27 protein-coding genes are annotated in these 20,843 nt (G+C 70.2%); 18 read left to right on the top strand and 9 right to left on the bottom strand.

The features are described from left to right. Positions 1–63: 63 nt before the first annotated feature. Positions 64–375, bottom strand: coding sequence for a hypothetical protein (locus ABGB12_RS34930; protein ID WP_347684818.1), 312 nt, complete (start codon positions 373–375; stop codon positions 64–66). Between the two features lie 1,248 nt (positions 376–1,623). Here ABGB12_RS34930 and ABGB12_RS34925 point away from each other — a divergent pair. The 3 genes from ABGB12_RS34925 to ABGB12_RS34915 all read left to right on the top strand — a co-directional run bounded on the left by ABGB12_RS34925 (position 1,624) and on the right by ABGB12_RS34915 (position 4,428). Then, the gene (locus ABGB12_RS34925) at positions 1,624–1,992 is read left to right on the top strand and encodes a hypothetical protein (RefSeq protein WP_347684816.1); all 369 of its coding nucleotides are present in this window, start codon (positions 1,624–1,626) and stop codon (positions 1,990–1,992) included. Positions 1,993–1,994: 2 nt separating this feature from the next. Then, a complete protein-coding gene (locus tag ABGB12_RS34920) occupies positions 1,995–3,014 on the top strand; it encodes a ribosomal protein L7/L12 (RefSeq protein WP_347684814.1) in 1,020 nt (339 codons plus the stop codon). 211 nt (positions 3,015–3,225) lie between these two features. Continuing rightward, positions 3,226–4,428, top strand: coding sequence for a pentapeptide repeat-containing protein (locus ABGB12_RS34915; RefSeq protein WP_347684812.1), 1,203 nt, complete (start codon positions 3,226–3,228; stop codon positions 4,426–4,428). A gap of 487 nt (positions 4,429–4,915) precedes the next feature. On the opposite strand, the gene ABGB12_RS34910 is transcribed toward ABGB12_RS34915, so the two are convergent. The 4 genes from ABGB12_RS34910 to ABGB12_RS34895 all read right to left on the bottom strand — a co-directional run bounded on the left by ABGB12_RS34910 (position 4,916) and on the right by ABGB12_RS34895 (position 8,475). Continuing rightward, positions 4,916–5,959 carry a hypothetical protein gene (locus ABGB12_RS34910; protein WP_347684810.1) on the bottom strand — a complete coding sequence of 348 codons (1,044 nt, stop codon included), beginning with the start codon at positions 5,957–5,959 and terminating at the stop codon, positions 4,916–4,918. A gap of 158 nt (positions 5,960–6,117) precedes the next feature. Continuing rightward, positions 6,118–7,476, bottom strand: coding sequence for a helix-turn-helix domain-containing protein (locus ABGB12_RS34905; protein ID WP_347684808.1), 1,359 nt, complete (start codon positions 7,474–7,476; stop codon positions 6,118–6,120). 203 nt (positions 7,477–7,679) lie between these two features. Continuing rightward, positions 7,680–8,054 carry a UTRA domain-containing protein gene (locus ABGB12_RS34900; RefSeq protein ID WP_347684806.1) on the bottom strand — a complete coding sequence of 125 codons (375 nt, stop codon included), beginning with the start codon at positions 8,052–8,054 and terminating at the stop codon, positions 7,680–7,682. Between the two features lie 52 nt (positions 8,055–8,106). Continuing rightward, entirely contained in the window at positions 8,107–8,475 is a 369-nt protein-coding gene (locus ABGB12_RS34895) for a winged helix-turn-helix domain-containing protein (protein WP_347684804.1), read from the bottom strand. A 244-nt stretch (positions 8,476–8,719) separates the two neighbouring features. Between ABGB12_RS34895 and ABGB12_RS34890 the strand changes: the two genes are divergently transcribed. From ABGB12_RS34890 to ABGB12_RS34835, 12 genes are all read left to right on the top strand, one after another. After that, positions 8,720–9,040 (top strand): hypothetical protein, encoded by a 321-nt coding sequence (locus tag ABGB12_RS34890; RefSeq protein WP_347684802.1) that lies wholly within the window; start codon positions 8,720–8,722, stop codon positions 9,038–9,040. After that, positions 9,037–9,216, top strand: a complete 180-nt coding sequence (locus tag ABGB12_RS34885) for a hypothetical protein (protein ID WP_347684800.1) — start codon at positions 9,037–9,039, stop codon at positions 9,214–9,216. Before ABGB12_RS34890 ends, ABGB12_RS34885 begins: the two co-directional genes overlap by 4 nt. Continuing rightward, the gene (locus tag ABGB12_RS34880; RefSeq protein ID WP_347684798.1) at positions 9,213–10,502 is read left to right on the top strand and encodes a hypothetical protein; all 1,290 of its coding nucleotides are present in this window, start codon (positions 9,213–9,215) and stop codon (positions 10,500–10,502) included. The genes ABGB12_RS34885 and ABGB12_RS34880 overlap by 4 nt, the downstream gene beginning before the upstream one ends. Then, a complete protein-coding gene (locus ABGB12_RS34875) occupies positions 10,499–10,789 on the top strand; it encodes a hypothetical protein (protein WP_347684796.1) in 291 nt (96 codons plus the stop codon). Before ABGB12_RS34880 ends, ABGB12_RS34875 begins: the two co-directional genes overlap by 4 nt. A gap of 11 nt (positions 10,790–10,800) precedes the next feature. Then, positions 10,801–10,941: a hypothetical protein gene (locus ABGB12_RS34870; protein ID WP_347684794.1), complete on the top strand. Its 141-nt coding sequence runs from the start codon at positions 10,801–10,803 to the stop codon at positions 10,939–10,941. An 85-nt stretch (positions 10,942–11,026) separates the two neighbouring features. Continuing rightward, on the top strand, positions 11,027–13,255 hold the full coding sequence (locus ABGB12_RS34865; RefSeq protein ID WP_347684792.1) for an FtsK/SpoIIIE domain-containing protein: 2,229 nt from the start codon (positions 11,027–11,029) through the stop codon (positions 13,253–13,255). A gap of 172 nt (positions 13,256–13,427) precedes the next feature. Beyond that, entirely contained in the window at positions 13,428–13,817 is a 390-nt protein-coding gene (locus ABGB12_RS34860) for a hypothetical protein (protein WP_347684790.1), read from the top strand. A gap of 35 nt (positions 13,818–13,852) precedes the next feature. Continuing rightward, positions 13,853–14,212, top strand: coding sequence for a hypothetical protein (locus tag ABGB12_RS34855; protein ID WP_347684788.1), 360 nt, complete (start codon positions 13,853–13,855; stop codon positions 14,210–14,212). Positions 14,213–14,242: 30 nt separating this feature from the next. Continuing rightward, positions 14,243–14,611, top strand: a complete 369-nt coding sequence (locus ABGB12_RS34850) for a hypothetical protein (RefSeq protein WP_347684786.1) — start codon at positions 14,243–14,245, stop codon at positions 14,609–14,611. A 113-nt stretch (positions 14,612–14,724) separates the two neighbouring features. Continuing rightward, positions 14,725–15,348, top strand: a complete 624-nt coding sequence (locus tag ABGB12_RS34845) for an AAA family ATPase (RefSeq protein ID WP_347684784.1) — start codon at positions 14,725–14,727, stop codon at positions 15,346–15,348. Then, positions 15,345–15,668, top strand: a complete 324-nt coding sequence (locus ABGB12_RS34840; protein ID WP_347684782.1) for a hypothetical protein — start codon at positions 15,345–15,347, stop codon at positions 15,666–15,668. Before ABGB12_RS34845 ends, ABGB12_RS34840 begins: the two co-directional genes overlap by 4 nt. 216 nt (positions 15,669–15,884) lie before the next feature. Further along, complete coding sequence (locus ABGB12_RS34835; RefSeq protein ID WP_347684780.1) at positions 15,885–16,043, top strand: hypothetical protein; 159 nt, start codon at positions 15,885–15,887, stop codon at positions 16,041–16,043. A gap of 112 nt (positions 16,044–16,155) precedes the next feature. Here the strand turns inward: ABGB12_RS34835 and ABGB12_RS34830 are convergent, their stop codons facing one another. After that, positions 16,156–16,362, bottom strand: a complete 207-nt coding sequence (locus ABGB12_RS34830; RefSeq protein WP_347684778.1) for a hypothetical protein — start codon at positions 16,360–16,362, stop codon at positions 16,156–16,158. A gap of 44 nt (positions 16,363–16,406) precedes the next feature. On the opposite strand from ABGB12_RS34830, the gene ABGB12_RS34825 reads away from it, so the two are divergent. Continuing rightward, entirely contained in the window at positions 16,407–17,084 is a 678-nt protein-coding gene (locus tag ABGB12_RS34825) for a hypothetical protein (RefSeq protein WP_347684776.1), read from the top strand. A 174-nt stretch (positions 17,085–17,258) separates the two neighbouring features. Here the strand turns inward: ABGB12_RS34825 and ABGB12_RS34820 are convergent, their stop codons facing one another. The 3 genes from ABGB12_RS34820 to ABGB12_RS34810 all read right to left on the bottom strand — a co-directional run bounded on the left by ABGB12_RS34820 (position 17,259) and on the right by ABGB12_RS34810 (position 19,894). Continuing rightward, complete coding sequence (locus ABGB12_RS34820) at positions 17,259–17,906, bottom strand: helix-turn-helix transcriptional regulator (RefSeq protein ID WP_347684774.1); 648 nt, start codon at positions 17,904–17,906, stop codon at positions 17,259–17,261. A gap of 6 nt (positions 17,907–17,912) precedes the next feature. Further along, the gene (locus ABGB12_RS34815; RefSeq protein ID WP_347684772.1) at positions 17,913–18,377 is read right to left on the bottom strand and encodes a hypothetical protein; all 465 of its coding nucleotides are present in this window, start codon (positions 18,375–18,377) and stop codon (positions 17,913–17,915) included. 1,064 nt (positions 18,378–19,441) lie between these two features. Further along, positions 19,442–19,894, bottom strand: coding sequence for a hypothetical protein (locus ABGB12_RS34810; protein WP_347684770.1), 453 nt, complete (start codon positions 19,892–19,894; stop codon positions 19,442–19,444). 271 nt (positions 19,895–20,165) lie between these two features. Here ABGB12_RS34810 and ABGB12_RS34805 point away from each other — a divergent pair, with 271 nt between their 5' ends. Together ABGB12_RS34805 and ABGB12_RS34800 are read left to right on the top strand one after the other, a co-directional pair. Then, the gene (locus tag ABGB12_RS34805) at positions 20,166–20,570 is read left to right on the top strand and encodes a hypothetical protein (RefSeq protein ID WP_347684768.1); all 405 of its coding nucleotides are present in this window, start codon (positions 20,166–20,168) and stop codon (positions 20,568–20,570) included. Between the two features lie 25 nt (positions 20,571–20,595). Beyond that, complete coding sequence (locus ABGB12_RS34800; protein ID WP_347684766.1) at positions 20,596–20,775, top strand: hypothetical protein; 180 nt, start codon at positions 20,596–20,598, stop codon at positions 20,773–20,775. Positions 20,776–20,843 lie beyond the last annotated feature (68 nt).

Here is a 20,843-nt window from a genome sequence, read left to right as displayed (position 1 = left end):
AGGCCGTCCGCCGGGCGGCCGCGCGACGCCGACGGCGTCGCCTTGAACCCGTAGAGAAAGTTCTCATCCGTCAGGGTCTGCGGTTCCGTCCGGCAAGGTCTGCGGTCTGGCGTATGGCTGGCCGGTGGCCGAGTCCCGGTCGTCGTCACAGGGATCCGGGTTCGTGTACTGGCTCGCGACTGTCTTCACCGACTTGGGATCGCCCTGACTGGTGACGAGGCCTTTGTGTTCTCGCGCCAGCTGGAGGACCTTGTCGGCGGCCCACATCACCTTGTCCACCAGGTCGGCGGTCTTTCTTTCCCGGCCGGGGGCGGAGGAGTCGGAGCCAGGAGTCTGGCCCGACAAGGCTTCGATCTCCTCGATCAGTTCGCCCATGGCGCGGACCTTGAAAGCGAGCTCGACGCGTATGTCGCGGACCCTCACCGACTCCTTCTCCGCCCGCTTACCGGCTCGGTGGAACGACTGCCGGCACCGCGTGGAGCAGTACGTGGGACGGCGTCCGTTCCCCGCGTAGGTGATCGGGTTGTCGCACTGGGGGCAGAGAGGACCTTCGGGGAGGGGGGACATCGGGGGGCTCCGGACGGCACGGGCAGTTACGTCGCACCGTCGCCCCATCCTCCTGAGCGACGAAACGAGTCCGCTCATCGTAGTTTCGCCACCTGTTCGACATGTGGGGATTGCCGGATTCGGCATGAAGAAGAGGTCCGACCACACGCTGTCGCATCACGCCACAGCCGCCCCGGGCGTCGCCATTCACCACTTCGGCACGCCCCGAAAAAATCAAAACATTAACGGAGTATTCAACACAGACAGCTTTTCGAACACCCGATCAATCCTCCCAGTGACAGCGCGATCACCCACTTTCGATCGATGCCAAATATTTACCTGGGAGACCGGACCGCAGTACTACCAAATGGGCACTAAATGCCCGATTAGTCCGTTTTTCTAGAGGGATTTTTGTTTCGTTTCTCGATAGTTTCGTTTCACGGGACACGCATATACGATCAATGATCGTATCTTTACCTACCAGTATGCAGTCTCAGCGTTCCAAACCGCCGTCTTATCGTTTCACGGTTGCCTAACTCTCTGGGAAGGATGCATGATGGAGCACGTTCGCCCTGTGTCGGAGTAGAGAGCCGTTGGCTGTCTGCAGCTGTCAGTCCGGGGCGGTTAAGGACTCGAAAATAGAGTTTCCGAGCACCGTCTGTTGGTCCAGGTGGGTTTCGGATTTAAAGAGGCTCTCTGCTGCCAACAGGGGGCCTCTTTGCTATTCCGGCGACCCTCCGCGTTTTTTGCCGTACTTGAGAACTCGCTGCGGGTCGATCAACCGAGATTTAAAGCCGTGCAGGCCGCCTCGCCCGCTCTTCGCCCGAGGGTCTTCTGCCGGGTTTCCGGCGCTTCGTCGTCTGCCGTGCGGCCCCCGCCGGACGGGGGGACGGTCACCTACAATGCGAGAAGCTCGGTGTGAGGCGGAGTGTCTTCGGTGTGGCAGCCGGAGGACCAGCACGACGTCACGCGCCAGCCGGAATCCACCTGGACCAATGGATAAGGCTCTGCCTTCTCCGGAGCTGCCGGTTTATGCCTGGCGGCTCCGGAGAAGGCAGGCCGGAAGGGTTTTCGCTCGTGCTCTATTCCGTCGACGGCTCCGGCCAGTCGTCCCCCCAGACCACCGTTCCCGCGACGTTTCCCTGGCTGATCACGGCGGTGCTGCTGCACGCCCTATACGTGGGCGTGGGCTTCTACCTCGTGGAGTACCGCAACTACGACGTGATCACGGCCGCGGGTCTCGCCATCGGCCTGATGCTGGCCGCAGGCGTGGTCCTGCGGCTGGCCATGCCGGCCTCCGCGGGGGGCTGGGCGGTGACCGTGCCGCTGGTCCGCCTCGGCCGCGCCTTCCTGCGCCCCTGGCTGGCGCCGACCGCGTCGGCCGCGCCGCATCTCGCCGGCGCCGGCGGCAGCGCCCAGGCCGCAGGCACCGGGACGGAGGCCTGACCATGGCCTTCGAATACTCCTTCACCGGCTCCTACGCGAGCGACGGCCTCGTGTACCGGGTGCTGGCCCGAGACGGCATCGACGCGGCGGCCATGGTCATCCGCAAGCGTGCCGGGCTCGGTCTAGAGGCTTCCAAGATGGTCGCGGAGGGCATCCGCTCACTCAGAACGATCACCCCGGACCGGATAGCGGCCCAGGAGCTCTTGGAGCTCCTGGCAAGTGGCAAGACGATCATGGCGATCAAGGAGGTGCGCGCGTTCACTGGGCTGGACCTCAAAGAGGCCAAGGACGCAGTAGACCTCGTGCGGCAGGCTTGGGCGATCTCCCAGAGCGTCACACGCCTCCAAGAGACAGAGCAGCCGTTCTCCTCTACTCAGGTCGTCGCGGCGCCCCAGCGTCCCGTTACCCCGGTCATCCCCGACTTCCCGCGCCTCTCTCCCCCCGTCCCCGCACCCCCGCGCGGGTCCACCCCGAGCCTCGCCTCGGAGACGTGGCCCACGCCTGCCTCAGACGTCGATCTGACCAAGGAATTCGCGAATCAGCTCCGCGTCGCCCGACGCAGGGCCGGGGAGCCCTCGCTGTCGAAGCTGTCGGGCCTCACCAAGTTCTCCAAGGCCACCCTCTCCCGGGCCTTCCGCGGGCACCTGCTCCCTTCCTGGGAAGTGGTCGAGACCCTCCTGCACACCTTCGGCATCCCGCCCACGCTGGTCGATGACGTGTGGCGGCGCCGATGGCTGCTCGCGCTGGAGCAGCGGGACCCGGTGGGCCTACACAATCCCCACGACCCGTTCGGCGAACGCCACCCCGAACCGGCCACCGAGAATGGTCAGAACGCCTCTTCCAGCTCCTCGGCAGGGCCGGCGTCCAGCTCTCCCCCTCCCGGCGCTCCCGAAGGGCAGGTCTGCGACACCTGCGGCTCGTGGGTCGTCGACCTCACCAAGCACCAGGCGTGGCACTGGCAGATGGAGAACCAGATCCGCCGTACCTTGCTCCGCACGGTCGACGACGCCGCCTCGCAGTAGGCGCCCCTAGACGGGTAGGGCCGCTCCTTCTTCACGCGGCCCTACCCGCAGCGTCTGGCTGTCGGGAACCGACCTTCCCCCTGACCTCAGTGCACGGGAACGGACATTCCCGTCACTCAGGCAAAAGGGGGTCCGAGAGCCCTCCGCATGGCCGCCGCCGGGGAACGCCGGAAGCAGGATCTTTACGGCCCGGGCCGGCGTCTGATCGGGTATGAGCGACGCCCCCGGCTCTCCCGCCCCCGCCGACGAGCACGCCGCCCCGGCGCTAGAACCGCAGCCCGCCCCCGCCGCCGACCCGGCGGCAGCAGTGCCCCGGGTCACCGCGCCGACCCGGGCCGAGCTGGACGCGCTCCCGGCCGACCGGCGGCTGGAGCTGATGGACCTGGAGCGCCAGGAGGCCGACCGCCGGGACCAGCGCCGCCACCGCCGGCTCCACACCTGGATCCTGGGCGCCGGCGTGGCGGCCACCGTGGGGACGCTGCTGGTGACCGCGCTGACGCTGCGCAGCGGCCAGGACCAGCTCACCCTCACCCGCGAAGGCCAGGTCACCGACCGCTACACCAAGGCCGTCGAACAGCTCGGCTCCGACAAGCGCGAGGTCCGCACCGCCGCCGTCTACGCCCTGGAGCGCATCGCCAAGGACTCCGAACCCGACCGCCAGAGCATCCGCGACCTCCTGGCCGCTTTCATCCGCGAACGCGACCCCGCCGCCACCGTCAAGACCAAAGACCTGCCCGACGAGCCCACCACCGACATCGCCGCCGCCCTGACCGTCCTGGCCCGCCGCCCGCCCGACCCCGCCACAGCCCCCGCACTGGACCTACACGCCGCCCGCATCCCCCACACCACGCTCCCCTCTGCGTACCTGATCGGCGCGAACCTGCGCGACGCGTACCTGCGCAGCGCGTTCCTGGACGGCGCGGACCTGCACAGCGCGGATCTGAGCAACGCGGACTTGAGCGGCGCGTACCTGAGCGACACGGACCTGCACGGCGCGAACCTGGACGGCGCGAACCTGCGCGACGCGTACCTGGACGGCGCGGACCTACGCGACGCGGATCTGAGCGACACGGACCTACGCGGCGCGTTCCTGGACGGCGCGGACCTGGACGGCACGGATCTGAGCGACACGGACTTGAGCGACGCGTACCTGAGCAACACGGACCTACGCGGGGCGTTCCTGAGCGACACGGCCCTGAGCAACACGGACCTGCGCGGCGCGGACCTACGCAACATGGACCTGAGCAACACGGATCTGAGCGGCGCGGATCTGAGCGGTGCGGCCCTGAGCGGTGCGGCCCTGAGCAACACGGACCTGCGCGGCGCGGACCTACGCGGTACGGGCCTATCTGAGCAGGAGGTCCGTGCGATGACCGACAAGGTCGACGGCGCTCGGTTCGGACCTGTGGAGTAGGCCCCGACCGGTGGCATCCCTCAGAGGGCCTCCGAGCGCCGCGCGACGTAGGGCCGGGACCCGTTGGCAAACCCTGTTGGCAAACTCCTCCGGCACCGTTGGCAAACCGCTCTGGTGTCGTTGGCAAACCACTCCGAGGCCGTTGGCAAACCCCCGCTGACCTGCGTTGGCAAGGATGTCGGCAAACTCCGGCGGCGTCCCGCCCGGCGCCATCCGCATCGGAACGGCCGGTGACGTTAAGGAGCCCGGGGGTCCGTCTCATCGTCACTGGCCGTTCGATCGCTGCTCGAGCCCTGACGCCTGTCCGCCCGCGTGCCGCCATCGCGCCCGCGGTGACCGACGGTGAGGGGTCCGGGAGGGCCGCGGGGAGGCCGGGACGCGCGAAGGGTGCCTTCGCGCATATCTTGCTCCGCCCGTTTGCCGCCGTTTCGCCCTCTGCGGGACGTCCCCCTCGTCCGGGCACGCTCGGTCACCGCGGGCGCGGGGGTCAGTCGGGCTGCTGGAGTGGCTCGGCGGAGGAGTGGGCGCGCTGGGCGGCGGCCTCGGCGCGGGCGGCGGCCACCTCCTGGCGGGCGCGCTCGGTCTGCTCGGCCAGGGCGTCGCGGGCGTCGGCGGCCCGGCGGTCGGCGGCTGCGGCCTCGGCGCGGGCGGTGGCCGCCTCGCTCTTGACGGCGGCCAGCTCGCTGTAGAGCCCCTCGATGCGCGCCTCCAGCTCGGCCACGCGCCGCTCGGAGGCCTCGGCCTGCACCCGGTGGGCGGCGCCGGCGGCCGCCAGGTCCCGCGCCTCGGCGGTCAGGGTCTTGTTCTCGGCGCGCAGCTCGGCCAGCTCGGCGGCCAGACGCCCGGACTTGGCGCGTTCGGCCTCGAGTTCCTGGCGGGCGTGGGCGGCGGAGGAGCGGGCGCCGGCCGCGGCTTCCTCGGCGCGGGCGCGGGCGGCCTGGTGCTCCACCGTCTGCCGCCAGGCGTCGTTCACCTGGCGCTCGCGCTGGGCCTCGGCGTCGCGGGCCATCCGCTCGGCCGTGCGCTTGTCCTCGGCGGCCTGCTCGGCCACCTGGCGGTCGGCGGCCGCGGCGCGCTCGGCCCGCTCGCGGGCGGTGGCGGACTCCTGGGCGGCGCGGCGGGCGTCGGCGGCTTCGTCCCGGGCCGAGCGCACCTCCTCGGTGGCCGCGGTCAGTGCCTGCTCGCCCACGGCGTTGCGGCGTTTGAGCGCGTCCACCAGCTGTTCCATCAGGTCGGCCACCGGGTCGTCGGCGGCGGCGAAGTTGTCCAGGAGGGGCGTGACCTGCTCCAGGCCCGCGTCCGTCAGGCGTGTGCGCTCGGCCAGTGCCAGCTGCTTGCAGGTGCGGCCGCTCTTCTCGGGCCAGCGCCGGGGCCGGCCGTCCGCCTCGCAGTAGACGCGCGGTCGGCCCTTGCGTCCGGTCCGCTCGTAGACCACCACGTTGTCGCACTGGCTGTACCCGCACTTACGGCTCACCGTTCCGCCCGATGCGCCCTCAGGCTGCACCTGAGCGCCTTTTTCGCTCGTCTCCATGCCGATCACTCTAACACTTAGAGACTTACGTAAGTCGATAGACTTTTGTACTTACGAAAGTCCTTAATGAATAGATCTTGATTGGCCGATCATCGCGGGCGCTCCCCGCACCCTCCTCGCCGATGCCTTTCACAGGGCAGCGAAGAGAGCACGGTTCCTTACGCCGTAAGGGCTTGCGGCTTCTTCGCCGTGGGCGTCTTGAACTTGGCCGCGCCCGCCGCCATCGCGCATCGGGAGCACTCGCCGGTGTCGGGGTTGCGGGGGGCGTGCCCGTGCTCGGCGCACGGTTGGCTGCGGACGCTGGCGGCCTCGGCGGGTACGCGCCCGGGCGCCTCGTTGGCCTGGTGCTCGTCGACGGCCAGGGCGTCGTCTTCCTCGCGGGTGTGCGGGTTCGGGTGGCAGTCCTTGCAGCGGACCACCTTGCCCTCGGCGTTCTCCGTCAGCCTCGTGGACTCGCTGCACGCTCCGCACCACGGCGGCTTGGGCGCGGTCGTCGGCTGGAGGGGGACGTGCGCCTCGCGCCACCACTCGGGCTGGACGGTGCGGTGCATCACCACGGCGACGGCGTTCCGCGTCCGGGTGCGTTCCAGGTCCCGCGTCAGGACGTACTGGACCGCCCAGGGCGTAGCACCCTCAGCGAGGGCCTCAGCGACCCTCAGAGCCAACGTGCGGCGCTCTGCCGCCGTCGGTGCCCGATGGCCCTGCCACGTGGACACGGCGTCGTCCAGGACCTTGTGAGCCGCGTGCATGGCCTGCTCTTCGTTCTTGGGCGAAGCCGTCCCCTCCTCCTCCTTCGTGACGGCGTCGGCTCGTGCGCTCGGCGCGACGTCTGTGACGGAGGAGTAGGAGGAGGAGGAAGGTACATCGGAAGGTCTACTAGGAAGGTTGGGGGACTCTGAGTCCCCCCGCGACGGGACTATCAGTCCCCCCGCGAGGGGACTCAGAGTCCCCCCGTTCCCTCCAGAGCGAGGGGACTTAGAGTCCCCCCGTTCCCCGGGCGCTCCCGCAGGTGTCCCCGAGGCCGGTGCATCGCCTTGAGCTGCGGCTTTACGCGCCTCGCGGGCGGCCTTCGTGCGCTCGGGACGCTTCGTGCCCTTGTCTGAGCGCGTCTTCTTGGGCGGGGCCGGCGCCAGGTCCGGGCGGTTCTCCCGCGTGATGGGAAGGCGGCCGCGCTCGGCGCGCTGCTCGTTGATCTCCTGCAGCTGGACCTCGCTCCAGAAGCTCGCCGGGATCATCACCTCCCAGCGGACTGGGCGGCGGTCGGCGGAGATGTTCAGATAGGCGCGCGGCGGCGGGGTGGAGTCGCGCCGAAGGACACCACGGCGCTCCAGCTCCCGGACGTGCCTGCCGACCGTCTTGACGTCCAGCTTGGCGAACTTGGCGATGGTCGGGTACGAGCGCCAGCAGTTGTTCCCGTCGAAGTCGCCCTTGCTCACCAGCGTGATCAGGATGACGCGCTCCTCGGCGTCACGGACGGGGGCGTGCTCGATGGCCCACAGGAGCGGATACATGCTCATCGCGCGCCCCCGGTCGTGATCAAGGCCGGGCGGAACGCGGGCACGTCAGTGCCGTTGGGTACTCTCATCTCGTACGTCCTTCTGTGCTTTGGTCGGTCCGGAAGAGACATCTGGGGTCGGGAGTTCGCAGCTCCCGGCCCTTCTTCTTTGCTGGCGAGACTGCCAGCTCTCGGCGTGCTACGCCGAAGTAGCCTGTGGATAGCTCAGTTGGTGGCGTCGATCCGACGGATCTCAGTGACGACCTCGACGCGGTCACCAGGGACGACGCACATGGTCACCTCCACGGCCTTGCCGGTCTTCGCCGAAGTGCCAACGCGGGCGAACTCCATGACCGCCCGATCCACTGGGATCTCCAGCAGCGTCGCCTCCTCCTTGCTCGGCATCCGGGCGCGTGAGATCTCCTGCCAGCTCAGCGGACCGTGGCCGACTTCCTCCAGTCGGTCCAGGTAGCCTCCCGGTCCCGTCTGCGCCTCGGCGACCTGCGGAGCCTCGGCAACCGCGTCGGGATGGATCCACGTCGCGGAGATCTGGTACGGCGGCTGGCCCTCGGGGCTGGTAACCCGCTGCCGGCGCAGCACCGGAGTCCCGGTCTCCAAACCGAGCAGCTCAGCGGGGCGCTCGGGGATCGGCTCAAAACCCCCGGGTGGGCGTGCCGTGGACGATCCATCGCTGGCCATGCGCCGAGCTGGGGAACGAGTAGGACCCGGCCCGCACCTCCATGCCCTCAACGACGCCCAGGCCGTCGCGCACCACGACGTTGCCGCGCCGGATCCGGATCCTGGCCCCGGGGACCTGGACGACGGTGCCCTTGCGCGGCACGGCCCACAGCAGCCCCTCGGCCTCCAGCGCCTTCACCGCCGCACCGACGACGTTGCGGGACACCTTGTACTCGGCAGCGAGGTCAACCATGCGCGGCAACTTCTCGCCGGTAGGCCACTCCCCGCTCTGGATCCGCTCTTTCAGCAGGGCCGCAATTCGTACGTACTTGGGCGCGGGCACGGGGTCCTCCAGGAAACTTGTTGAAGCTTATTGACAGAGGCTAGCTATATAGCTTCAACTTATTCAAGCAGCAGTTGATCGCTGCAACCAGAAGCGGCCCCCAGTGATCCACCACCGGAGGCCGCGAGGACCACCACCGATCGAAGCGGAGTAGTCCCATGAGCATCTTCCCCTGTGACTGGCCGGGATGCACCGACCCGAAGTGCCAGGGCCCCGTCGGCACCGGCTCGAAGGGCGGCAAGTGATGAGCGTCCTCGCCTTCCCGACCCGGCCGAACACCCCTGCCCGCCCCGACTCCCGCCGTCTCTTCGCCGCGCTGCTCATCGCGGTCCCCGAGGCCGTCAGCTGGGCGCTGGAGCAGATGACCCCCGAACTCCTGCACGACGAGCCGCTGCCCGCCGACTACCTCGAGGAGGGCCGCGCCGGATATGAGAGCGACCCTGAGTGGGACGCCCGCGCGGACGCCGCCTGGGAGATCTGCGGCGAACTCCTCCACGAGTGGATCGACGCCCACGGCCTCACCCTTCCCGCCGGCCCCGCGCATGTCCTGGACGGTGCGGCGTGAGGCGCGTCAAGGCCGCCGTTGACGCTGCGCTGGGTGTCGCGCTCCTGGTCGCGGTGCTCATGGTCGCCACCGACGCTCCGGTCTGGCTGGCCTTGCTGGGCACCGTCGTCCTGCCGATCGCCGCCTTCCGCTCGCTCGCTCCTGACAACGACGACACCGGAGACGCCTCCCGATGAAGAACACCGAGCCGACTGCCGTCCAGGACCCGCGTGAGCTCGCCGAGCAGCTGGCGACCGCGCGGGCCCTGGAGGCTGCCCGCTGTGAAGACGAGCTGAAGCGCCGTACGGCTGCGGCCGACCACCAGCGCGCCCTGGCCGATGTGGACGTGGAGGTCCGTCAGGCCGAGCTGGACCGCGTCGACCGGGCCGAGACCGCCGAGGCCGACGCCGACCTGGCCCGCCTGTACCGCAAGGCCTCCGGCGACGGGCAGCGCACCCGCCTCGCCTCGCTGATGGCCCGCTCGGGTGAGGCTCGCGCTCTGCTGCTGGACAAGACCCGCCGCGGCAACCTCAAGCTGCTGGTCCCGGCGCTGGTCGCGTTCGGCGCCTGGTCGACGGCCGGGGTGCAGGCCGGGGGCGCGGCCGTCATGCAGCTCGACCGCGGGGACGCGACCTGGTGGGCGCTGTGGGGCCTGGAGCCCGCCCTGATCCTGGTCGTCGCCCGCCTCATCGTGGTGCGCTCCCGCCTGGCGCAGGCCGGCGGCGAGCTGTCCCGGGAGGCCGAGCGGATCGGGATCGGCTGCCTGGTGCTGTCCTTCGTCCTCAACATCTGCGCGGCGGCCTGGCCGACGGTCTGGGACGCCGCCGGGGTGGGCGTGCTGGCCGCCACCGCGCTGACCCACTGCCTGGGCCCGGCCGGTGCCGCCGTCGTCGCGCACCTCATCGGCGCGCTCGACCGCGACATCGCGGCCGCCGACCCCTGGACCGAGAAGCAGGGCGAGAAGCGCGTGAAGGTGCCGCTGCTGGCCGATCTGCTCCCCGAGCTCGCCCGCTCCTCCGCGTCCCGGACCGCTTCGCAGAGTGCTCCCGAAGGTGCGCACCAAAGCGCTCCCGAGGGTGCTCCTGAGGCGGTGTGGCCGGTGCCGGTGGAGGGCCGCACGGTGCTGCCGATCGTGGCCCGCCCGCAGCAGGCCGACGAGGTCCGGGAGGAGGCCGACAACGCTCCTGGGGAGCCCCGGAGTTTCGTGGCTGACCTGGCCGAACAGCGCAGGTCGGCAGCGGCCGTGGTGCACCGCCCGAATCGGGGCGTCAAGGTGCCGGTGAGTGCTCGCAAGTCCACCAAGTCGGCGCGGTCGTCGAGTGACGACGAACTGCGGCGGCGCCTGGCCGACCTCATCGAGTCCGGAGCGCTCCCGGTGGACGCTTCGGTCCGCCAGGTGCAGAAGGCTCTGCGCCTCTCCCACGACCGCGCCAAGCGCATCATGACCAGCCCGCCGGAAGCACCCATGGCGGTGGCCTCATGAGCGCCCCGACCAAGCAGCACGACGCCCACGTCGAAGGCACCCGGGACCGCGGCTACCAGCTGGCCTGCCGGACCTGCGGCGAGAAGGGCGTGCCCTGGGGCGCCTACAAGCGGGCCGTCGACGACCTGACCCTGCACCTGTCCGACACCAGCCCCGTCCCGCGCGGCGAGCGCTGCCAGCGGCCCCGCGACCACCGGCTCAAGCCGTGGGAGTACTGCGGGCTGTGCGCCGGCCAGACCGACCTGTTGGCCCTGCTCGACCTCGACCCCGCCGACCTCGTCCGCTGAAGGAGAAACCGATGGGCCTGTTCGACAACGACCCGAAGTTCCAGCAGCTCAAGGCCATCCGCGAGTCCGGTTACACCGGCTGGCTGGACCAGGACAACAACCCCGTCGACGACCTGGACGCCTGGATCGCCGACCAGACCAAGCGCAAGTGACCTGACCCCACCAGACCACGCGGGCGGCGGCCAAACCGACCAAAGCAGCGCCGCCGCCCGCCTCCCTCAACAGGAGGTATCCATCATGACCGCTCCGATGCACGGAAGCGACGAGGGGACCGTGATCCCGCTGCGCCGTCCCGGCCAGGCCCCGCGCCTGTTCGGTGACGAGGACGCCGTGGAGCGGTCGGACGAGTTGGAGGTCCTCGAGGGCGAGATCGTCGAAGACGACGCCGAGTGGGACGACCTGCCGGTGCTGCACCGGGCCGCGGTCGTGGTCCGCGAGGCCGCCACCGGCGACGCCGCCCGCACCGCCGCCCGCCAGGTCTCCTACCTGGTGGTCGGCGCGTCGGTGGCGCGCCGCCGCTGGAAGGACGCCCGCGGCGGCCGGTACGAGCGGATGATGGCCGCGGCGGAGGCCGCCGGGGACCACGAGGCGGTGCTGAAGTGGGCCGAGCTGGCCGCCCAGGCGCACGCCGACCGGCACGCCCGCCGCATGGACCGCGCCCAGAACCTCGGCAAGCACGTGGAGCGCCTCCCCCTGTACGCCAAGGGCACCGCCGGGACCATGGGCGGCATCGGCGTGCTGATGGCCGTGGCCGAGAAGGACGCGACCATGGTGGCCGCGCCGTTCCTCGCGGTCGCCGACCTGGTGCAGTGGGCGATCCACATGGCGGTCATCCTGTGGGGTCCCGCCCTGGTCACCGCCCCGATCGTGGCGCTGCTGGCGCTGTGGGCCACCGGCCGCAGCAACCTGGACGCCTCCAACATCGCCTGGGTGCAGGCCCTCAACCCCGCCGCCGAGGACGACGAGGCGCCCATCACCCCGTCCATCGTGGTCACCGCGCTGCGCGACCTGGGCATCCCGGCCCTGCGCAAGGCCGTGGAGGCCATGGGCGACGCCGGCGCCGGGATGCTCTCCCCGATCCGCATCGCCGGGTGCGGGGTGGAGGTCGACGTCACCCTCCCCTCGGGCGTGAGCACCGAGGAGGTCGCCAAGAAGCGCCGCAAGCTGGCCGAGAACATGGCCCGCCACGAGTACGAGCTGTTCATCACCATCCCCGCCAAGGCCCGCACCGTGCGGCTGTGGATCGCCGACTCCGGCGCGCTGGACGAGCCGATCGGCCCGTCCCCGCTGGTCACCGGCACCTCCATCCGCGCCGACTACTACCGCGGCCGCGCCCCCTGGGGCCAGACCCTGCGCGGGGACGCCGCCACCGTCAGCGTCTTTCAGCAGCACGTCCTGATCACCGGCAAGTCCAACCAGGGCAAGACCGCCTCCCTGCGCGCCCTGGCGCTGTGGCTGGCGCTGGACCCCACCGTGGAGTTCCGCATCGCCGACCTCAAGGGCGTCGGCGACTGGCGGATGTTCGAGGGCATCGCCACCGAGCTCACCCAGGGCCCGGCCGATGAGCACATCATGGCCGCCACCCACATGGTGGAGGACGCCGTGGAGGAGATGAACCGGCGTATCGAGGCCTTGCAGGACTCCGGCGCCGAAGAGGGCGTCACCCGCGAGATGGCCCGCGCCGCCGGCAGCGGCTTCCACCCCCTGGTCGTCATCGTGGACGAGGCCCAGAAGGCCTACATGGCCACCCACATCAAGGACGACGCCGACAACCCCTACGGCGGCAAGAGCGCCCGCAGCCGCTACTTCCGGGCCGTGCGCGAGCTGCACAACCAGGGCCGCGCGGTCAACGTCACCCTGTGGCAGGGCACCCAGGACCCCACCGACGAGAACCTGCCGAAGGTCGCCCGCGAGGGCGCCCACCTGCGGCTCGCGCTGTTCCTGCCGACCGAGTCCCAGGCCAAGATGGCACTCGGCGAAGCGCCCGTCGAGCAGGGCGCCGCCCCGCACAAGCTGCGCGACGGCATCGACCTGGGCACCGTCGTCGCCGTCGGGCCCGGCGTGGAGATCCCGCGCGGCGAGCCGTCGGTGACCATCCGCACCCACTTCGTCTCCGGCAAGGACGCCGCCGCCGTCGCCGAGCGCGCCAAGAAGCTCCGCGGCCGCATCACCACCCGCGAAGGCCAGGCCGAGAAGGCCGCGCCCCGCAGCCTGCTCGCCGACCTGGACGAGGTGCTGATGGGCCGCGGCGACGGCGAGGTCCGCATCTCCCACCTGCCCGCCCTGCTGTCGGAGCACGCCCCCGACCACGAGCCCTACCGCAAGATCACCGGCGAGCAGATCGCCGCGACGCTCAAGGGCTACGACATCAAGGTCACCAAGACCGGCAACGTCTGGCGGCTCATGCCCGCCGACTTCCGCGCCGGGTTCGCCCGCGTCGTCACCGAGGACTTCAACCAGGAGTGAGTGAGCTCCACCCACCCCCTGCGGGAGGCCCCCAGAGGCCTTCTGAGGGCCTCCCGCAGCCCCTCCCAACCGACCTAACCCACCTCACTTCCGCAGGTCAGGCACCAGATCGGCCCCAAGTGAGGGATCTAACCCAGTTAGCCGCGCCCGACCCCGTCAGGAGAGACGAATCATGACCGCCAAGCGCACTCAGAACCGCACCCGGAACACCACCAACCCGGCTGCCGGCAAGCAGCCCGCCAACGCCCGCGTCGCCTCCTACACCCGCGCCGACGGCACCCGGGTCCGCTCCCACACCCGCCAGGCGGGCATCGCCCGCACCAAGGCCGCCTGGGTCGGACTCGGCTTCTCCAGCCTGACGGCCACCGCGATCGTCCTGGAGGCCGGCGTCACCCTGCTCTCCACCCTCGCCGTCCTCCTGGTCGCCCTCCTGACCACCGTCGCGGTCCTGGCCACCACCGTCGCCGACAAGAACAAGAAGACCCTCAACAAGGGCAAGAGCACGACCAAGACCCGCGGCACCACCCGCACCCGCCCCACCGGCTCCCGCACCCGCCGCTGACGCCGACCACCCACCGACCCGAAAAGGAGAAGACCATGTCGAAGAAGTGCCAGGCCTCCACCGAAGTCGACGGCGTGACCTACGCCTGCGAGAGGGACGCCCACCGCGGCCCGGTGTGCCGCTGCGGAGACGTGCGGTTCGTCGTCGCCCCCGTCCTGGGCGCCATCGTCCGCCTGGTCCACCACGACCCCGACAAGACGACCGCCGAGCGCGACACCTGCTCCGCGGTCGTCTACACCCCGCGGCCGCTGCGCCGCGCCCGCCTGCACACCTGCACCCTGGACGCCGACCACGGCCGCGACCACCTGGACGAGACGAGCGGCCACGCCTGGAAGGGCGGCATCGCGTTCGTCCCGCCGAGCGACTCGAGCTGGCGGCGCTGGCTGTCCCGCTGATCACCGTTCAGTAATTCAGTAGGAGGAACCATGACCAGCACAACCACCCCCGCCGCCGTGCAGCTCGGCCCGCAGACCGCCGAGCTGCTCGCCGCAGCCGCCCGGATCGAGCGGCTCCCCTACGGCAGCCCCGAGGGCCAGCGGTACGCCGAGGCCGTCGACGCCGACTACGACGCCATCCAGGCTGTCGAGCGGCGCGCGGAGGAGGCGCTGGACGCCGACGGCATCGACGTCGCCGCCGTCTGCGACCTCGGCGGCTGCATGTGGGGGCACGTCGCCCTCGCCCTGGCCGCCCGCCACCTCATCGGCCAGGCGCCGGGGTGGACGCAGGCCGAATACGACACCCTCACCCGGGCCTGGGCCCTCGCCCTCGGCCCGCTCCACCCCGCCGACGCCTGACCACCATTCAGTAATTCAGTAGGCTACGGGCCGCCGAGCAGCAGCTAGGGAGCCTCCCGGACATCCGGGGGGCTCCTTCCTCATTCACGGACTTCCGTGGTTCAGTAACTCGCATGCGACTGTCCATCGCCTTCGCGAACCTCAAGCCCGGCACCGGCAAGACCACCAGCGCGGTCCTGCTCGCCTACGCCCTGCATCGCCGCGGCCGGGACGTGGTCCTCGTCGACGCCGACCCGGCCGCCTCCGCACTGGCATGGAGCGACGCCGTCGGCGGATTCCCGTTCGGCGTCTACGGCCTGGCGGTGAAGGACGCCGGCCGCCGACTGTCCGGGCTCGGCGGCCAAGACTCCGTCGTCGTCGTCGACCTCCCGCAGGCCGAAGACCACGGGGCGATCGTGCGCAGCGTCCTGCGGCGCGTCGACGAGGTCACGATCCCCGTGGCGCCGACCACGATCGAGATCGAACGCACATCGGGAATCGCCGACCTCCTGGACGAGGTGGAGGAGGTCCGCCAGGATCCGGCCCGCGTCGCCGTCCTGCTCAACCGCGTCGTGGGCGGGGCGCGCTCGGGACCGGACGCCCGCGCCGCGCTGACCGAGCTGGGGTACGAGGTGCTGGGGCCGCAGATCCCGCGCCGGGAGGCCTACGCCTTGGCCTACGGCGCCGAACCCGACATCCGCGGCGGGGACCCCTTCGACCTCCTGGCCGAGACCTACCTGAAGCGGGCCGCGCTGTGAGCGCCGCGCGCCGCTCGGCCTCGTCGACGGACCGGTTCAAGGCCGCGGCGTCCAGTCGCCGACGGGACGCCGAGACCGGGCAGGCGCCCGAGCGCGGGAAGACCGCGCGGCGCTCCAAGCCGGTGCGGATCACCGTCGACCTGGACCCGGCCGACTACCGCCAGATGAAGCGCCTCGTCGACGCCCTGGCCGACGGCACCGACATCCCGACCCTGGCGCACTCGGTGATGTGGCGGGCGCTGCTCCACCTGGCCGCCGACGACGAGCAGCTGCTGGAGCGCGTGGCCGAGCAGATCCTGGCCGACCGCGACGAGTACTGAATTACTGAGCGGCGGCAGCCTCGAGGCCGTCTTGACCGAAACGGACAAATCACGCGCGTGACCGAAACGGACATTCCTCCGCGTTGACCGAACCGGACGAACCAGACTTTGACCGAATCGGACATCTGACCGCCGGGAACGCTGCTGTCCGATCGCCTCCGACTCCACCGAAGGGTCGATCCGGGACCACCCGGCGCCGACCCCCACGGGGGAGCCATGATCCTCGCAATCCTCGCCCTGGCCCTGCTCGCCGCCGTCGCGGCAACGTCCTGGACGCTGGCCCGCCGCGACGGGAGCAGCACGGCGGCCGCCGGCCAGGACGCGCTGACCGTCCTGCTCGCCGCCGCGGCCGTCGTGGTGGAGCTGCTGGGCTGATTACCAAGCAAGGTGGGGAACGCCCTCGTCCCGGATGAGACGAGGGCGCTCTCTTACTGAAGTACTGAAGGGTGACTTCACATAAATACGATTAAGTGAAACCCGCGGGCGCTCAGCCCGCCCCCGGCAGCAGCACCCCCGCGGGCGGGACGCCCCCGGCCTCCGCCCCGACCCCGGCGCCGCCCTCATCACCGCCGGCGCCGCCCAGGCCGACGCGGTGGCCACCGGCCTCAAGGCAGCGCTGCTGCGCGACCTGCAGGCCTGAGTCCAGGCCGGACCGGCCGTATCCGTCGGTGGAGCAGCCGACTGATGGCCGCATGTCGGTCATTCCCGCCACGTGCTGTTGATCGCTAGGCTGCCTGCGTGACCGCAGCGGGCTGGGTGATGTTCGTTCTGGCGCACCTCGCCATACTCCTCCTCATCGGTGTGTCGGTGTTGCTTGTGTGGGCCGACGAGGCTCCTGGCTGGCTGCTGTTCGGTGTTGCGGGAGTGGCGCTTGACGTGCTCGTGCTGACCGGGGTGATCGGGTCGGGGCTGCCGCTGTCGACTAAGGCCAGCACGGAGTTGCTGATCGCGGTCATCGGGATCTTCGCCCTCGGCATGGTCGCTGAGGGGATGACTTTTCCCGATACGTCCATGCTCGTCGGTGGCGTCGTTGGGGTGCTCCTTGTGGTGCCAGCCGAGGCGCTGCTGTTGAGCGGGACGCTCTGGCACGAGGGCCGGTCCGCTCCTGCGGCGGCCTCCTCGTCTCCCGCGCCGACTCGGCGCCCGACGGCTGCCCCCGGGCCGACGGTCACCGTCGAGGTCACCGTTCCGGTCGCGACCGTCACCGTGACGAGGAAGGTCACCGTGACCAAGACGGTCGCCCAGTCCGGCTCGCCTTCCGGCCAGATGCCCTCTGGTACGCAGGCCTTCTGGATCGCCCTGGGCACGCTGGCGGGCGGCCTGTTCGCCGGGGTGGGCGGCCTGCTCACCGGCTGGGCCAGCTTCCGGCACAGCAGGAGGGGCCACCAACCCCCGGGCCCGCCAGGCCCGTGGTGAGACGGCAGGCGATCCTCCCTGGCGGCCCCGGGGGTCTCACATAAGCAGCCTTATGTGAAATGCGATCATGGCGTGGAGCTGCCCGCCGGGACCGTGAGCGAGGTGTCCGCGGGCTCTCCGAGGTTGGTAGAGCCCGCGGACGAGCACCCAGTCCCGCTACGCGAGATCGGTGCGTCAGGCGACGCTGAGGTTCCTCCGGCTGCGGGGGCTCGGCTGGGGGCCCTGGCCGAGCCTGTTGTGCAGGAGGTTCCAGTGGAAGCGCCACTCGGCGTAGATCTCTCCGGAGGAGACGCCGCAGCCCTGGAGGTATTCGATGACTTTCTCCAGGCGGGGCAGGGCGTCGCCCTTGTTCTGGATGAAGTCCGACATGGTGGTGGGCGGGACTCCTGCCCGGGCGGCGATCTCCCGGATCGTGGGCTGACCCGCCCAGACCCGCACCCGCTTGAGCAGGTTCATGAACTCCTGGACGGAGTGCACGTCCTCCTGAGGGACGGGGACGGGGCCAGCGACGACTTGGAGGATCTCGCGGGCGGTCAGGCCGTCTCGGAGCTTGAGGCGCGCCTTGATGATGCGGCTGCTCTCCGCGTCGGCCCACCGTTCCTGCCAGGTCTCGACGTTGCCGTCGAAGACCTCGACGAGGGAGCGGGTGACGGGCCAGGAGGGGAGCTTTACCCCGCCCAACGCCTCGGAGATCGTCGCTGTGGAGTAGCCCGTGGCCTTCGCGAGGTTCCGGACGCCCAAGTGGCCCACGTGGAGCCGCAGCGCCTTGGCCAGCTCCGCGGTCGGCCCGGCGGTGGTGATCGGCTTCCAGGGACGGCCCATGACGCCTTACCGCCCCTCGATCCGCTTGAACAGTTCGGGCGCGAACACCAGGACGAGCGCGAACAGCGAGGCGATCGCGCCGATCGTCATGCCGAGGAACGCCAGAACCGAGGTCAGCGCGAGCAGGAACGACACGAAGCCGATCTTCAGCGCGAACTTCTCGTCCTTCTTCGACGTGCCGTCGTCCTGCACGGCGTCCGCCGCGGCGGGCGGGATGATCGCGCTCGGCTGGACCGGCGGCTGCGAGAGCGCTCCGGCGAGCAGCTCGGTGACGGCCGGGGCGGCCTTCTCGATGGCGGCGGGTACTGCGGGGTGGGGTGCGGACGGCGCCTGGCCGCCCGCACCCGGAACGCTGGGTTCCACGTACGGCTCCAAGTTGGTGCTGGTCTGGACGCTTTCCTCGCGCTGCGGTCCGCGCTTCCCGGAATTGCCGTTCCAGGCTGCGCTCGCCGTCAGCGAGAGCCTATTCACTTGGTCATACTCGACGCCCCGGGGAATCGCATCCCTGGAACCAGAACCGGTATGGATCATCGGTCCGGTGCGGCCCGAAACCCCTGCCACGCAGGGGATCCAGCGCTCACGCGGCTTAGCCCAAGAGTGTAGCGCACCCGCCACTGGGAGCCATTTACACGGAAATCCTCGCGATCTTTCGAGCCATTCTTCCTGTTGTTTAGGGCAAACAATTCTGAGTGCACCGAAAAGTGATGTACAACTAGCTAACAACCTGTGGGCCGCGCTTAGCGCCCCTGCCTGGGCTGACCTGGGGGAACAGCACGAATTGTTAGGCGCCGGTTGTTCGGCGTGCACCGCCTGGGAGGACTGTCGTGGGGTCCAACCGAACATCGAGGGCATGATTGCTTCCGTCGCCCCTCTGGCAGCAACCAGGGGAGACGGCGCCTGAGCCCTGCTCCATTGGTCTGGACGCGAGCATCAGGAACCGAAAAACGAGGACCACGCCGGCCAGCTGGCAGGAGATGAAGGAGAGGACCTTTGTTGCCGCGAACGTTCTCTCGACGTCCCGCTCCCACACGGAGCACCTGGCGTGCAGTCGCCCCACGGCCAGCGGGACCTTGTCCTGTGCGCAGTCGGCCCACGACTTCACACGGGCTGGCTGCGCACCACCGCCTTCCCTAGGAGCCGTTTAGGACCGCGCCCGGTCCACCCCAAGCACTGCTTAGGTATCTCTTGCCCCGCACCGCGGCGGCCCGGTCCGGGGCGTTCAGACGCCCGAACGGCGGGACGGTGTCGACCACAGCGGCGGGCGGCTGGGCGACCCGGGGCGCGGGGGTCCAGGGGGCGGCGGAGCCCCCTGGGATGACGGCGATCAACTCACTCCCCGACGAAGCGGCGGGCCGTATCTCAGAGATGACCATAACTCGCTGCTGCCGGGCCGCTGACCGGATCGCCCCAGTACCGGATCAGGGCCCGTGATCCTCCATCTTGCTGCCGTCGGCAACCCCGGCGGTCAGACGTCTGACGGCATAACTTGCTCGCTCGCTCGCAAGGGCGGGCGATTGCGTCTGATGCGGGCACTCTTATTCCTGGGACCGGTCTGGCCGGGCGATCTCCTCGTCGTGCGGCGCCCACACCGGGCGGCCGCTGGGGCCGGCCAGCACCTCAAGCGTGAACGACGCGTAGTCGTTGAGGCTGTCACGTACATCGAATCCCGCGGATGCCAGGATCGCTGCGATCGCCGGAAGCATCGCCTCCAGCACAGTCCCCCCGTGCCTGAGCGCCGGGTCGTTCACGAGGGCGAGCTCGGCCGCACGCGCCATGCAGCTGCGCAGGCGTGGGCTGGCGTTCCACGCCACCGTCACGCCTGCTTCGCAGTCCTGGAGCGGACAGACGGTGACCTCCGCGCCTTGCGACAGCTCGATAGAAAGCCCCGGCGCCACCACCGGCAACCCGGCCGCCGCCAACTCGTCCCGCACCCGCGCCGCGATGCGCTCCCGCTCGGCCAGGACCTCAGCGCTCACCTTCTCGAACATGCCGGCACCCTAGCCAGACCCCATCAGAACCGATCAGGAGCAGGCAATCCGACTCCGCTAAGGGCCAGCGCGGAAAACGACACAGTCGGATACGACGGGGTGCCAGTAAAGCGTGGGCGAGGGGACCGAGTCGTTGACGGCCGAGGGGTGTCTAAGACGGCGCGGCCGGTGGAGTCGGCATGGGGAGGGCTTGTGTCCTACTGCGGTCGGCGGGGTGTTTGCGGCCTTAAAGGGGATGGTCCTGGCCGGTGGTGCTCTGCACGATGGGCTGATGATCGATCCGCGGCCCGCGCTGCCGTTCCTGCTCCTGGTCGCTCCGTCGGCCGTTTTGTGCGGCGTCTTCGGCGGCCTGGTCGAAGCCGACCATCACGATGGCTGGGTGATGGGGGTCCTGGGAGGTGCGTGCATCGGCGTCTTCGTCATCCTCTTGTCGCTCATCCTCGTCCTGCTCGGCGACACCACCCCAAGACGTCCCCGCTACATGGCCTGGGGCGGCCTGGCACTGACCACGCTGGCCGGCTACCTAGCGGGCACCGAGGTGCTGGCCGCATCCTCCTCGTTCTCCCAGTGGGCGTTGCCGCTGCTGTGCCTGCTGCCCCTACCCCTCACCTGGGCCGCCATCCGAGCAACATCCCCACCACGCGAGCAGAGCAAGGACGATCGGACCTCCAGGTGAGCGCGCCGACGGGTAGGTGAAGGCCATGAGCAAGCGCACGGAGATGGACAAGTCAGCCTCTGCCCGCATCCAGTCCGCCGCAGCCCGCAACCCCCAATCACCCTCCGCGCAATCAGGGTTCGACGCCCGCGCCCAATCAGCGGCCGACCGCCGTCAGCACGACCTGGACGACATCTACGACGTGTACGTCCAGGACGAAGAGTAGGCACTGGCGGCCGCCGGGACCGGCCCGAAGAGGCCGTACGCCCGGCGGCCGCGGGGCGCCCCCCGCCG

It is taken from the genome of Actinocorallia sp. B10E7, assembly GCF_039871655.1.
GTDB lineage: Bacteria > Actinomycetota > Actinomycetes > Streptosporangiales > Streptosporangiaceae > Actinocorallia.
The sequence above is the reverse complement of the archived record's forward strand: the minus strand, read 5'-3'. Positions and strand labels throughout refer to the sequence as shown.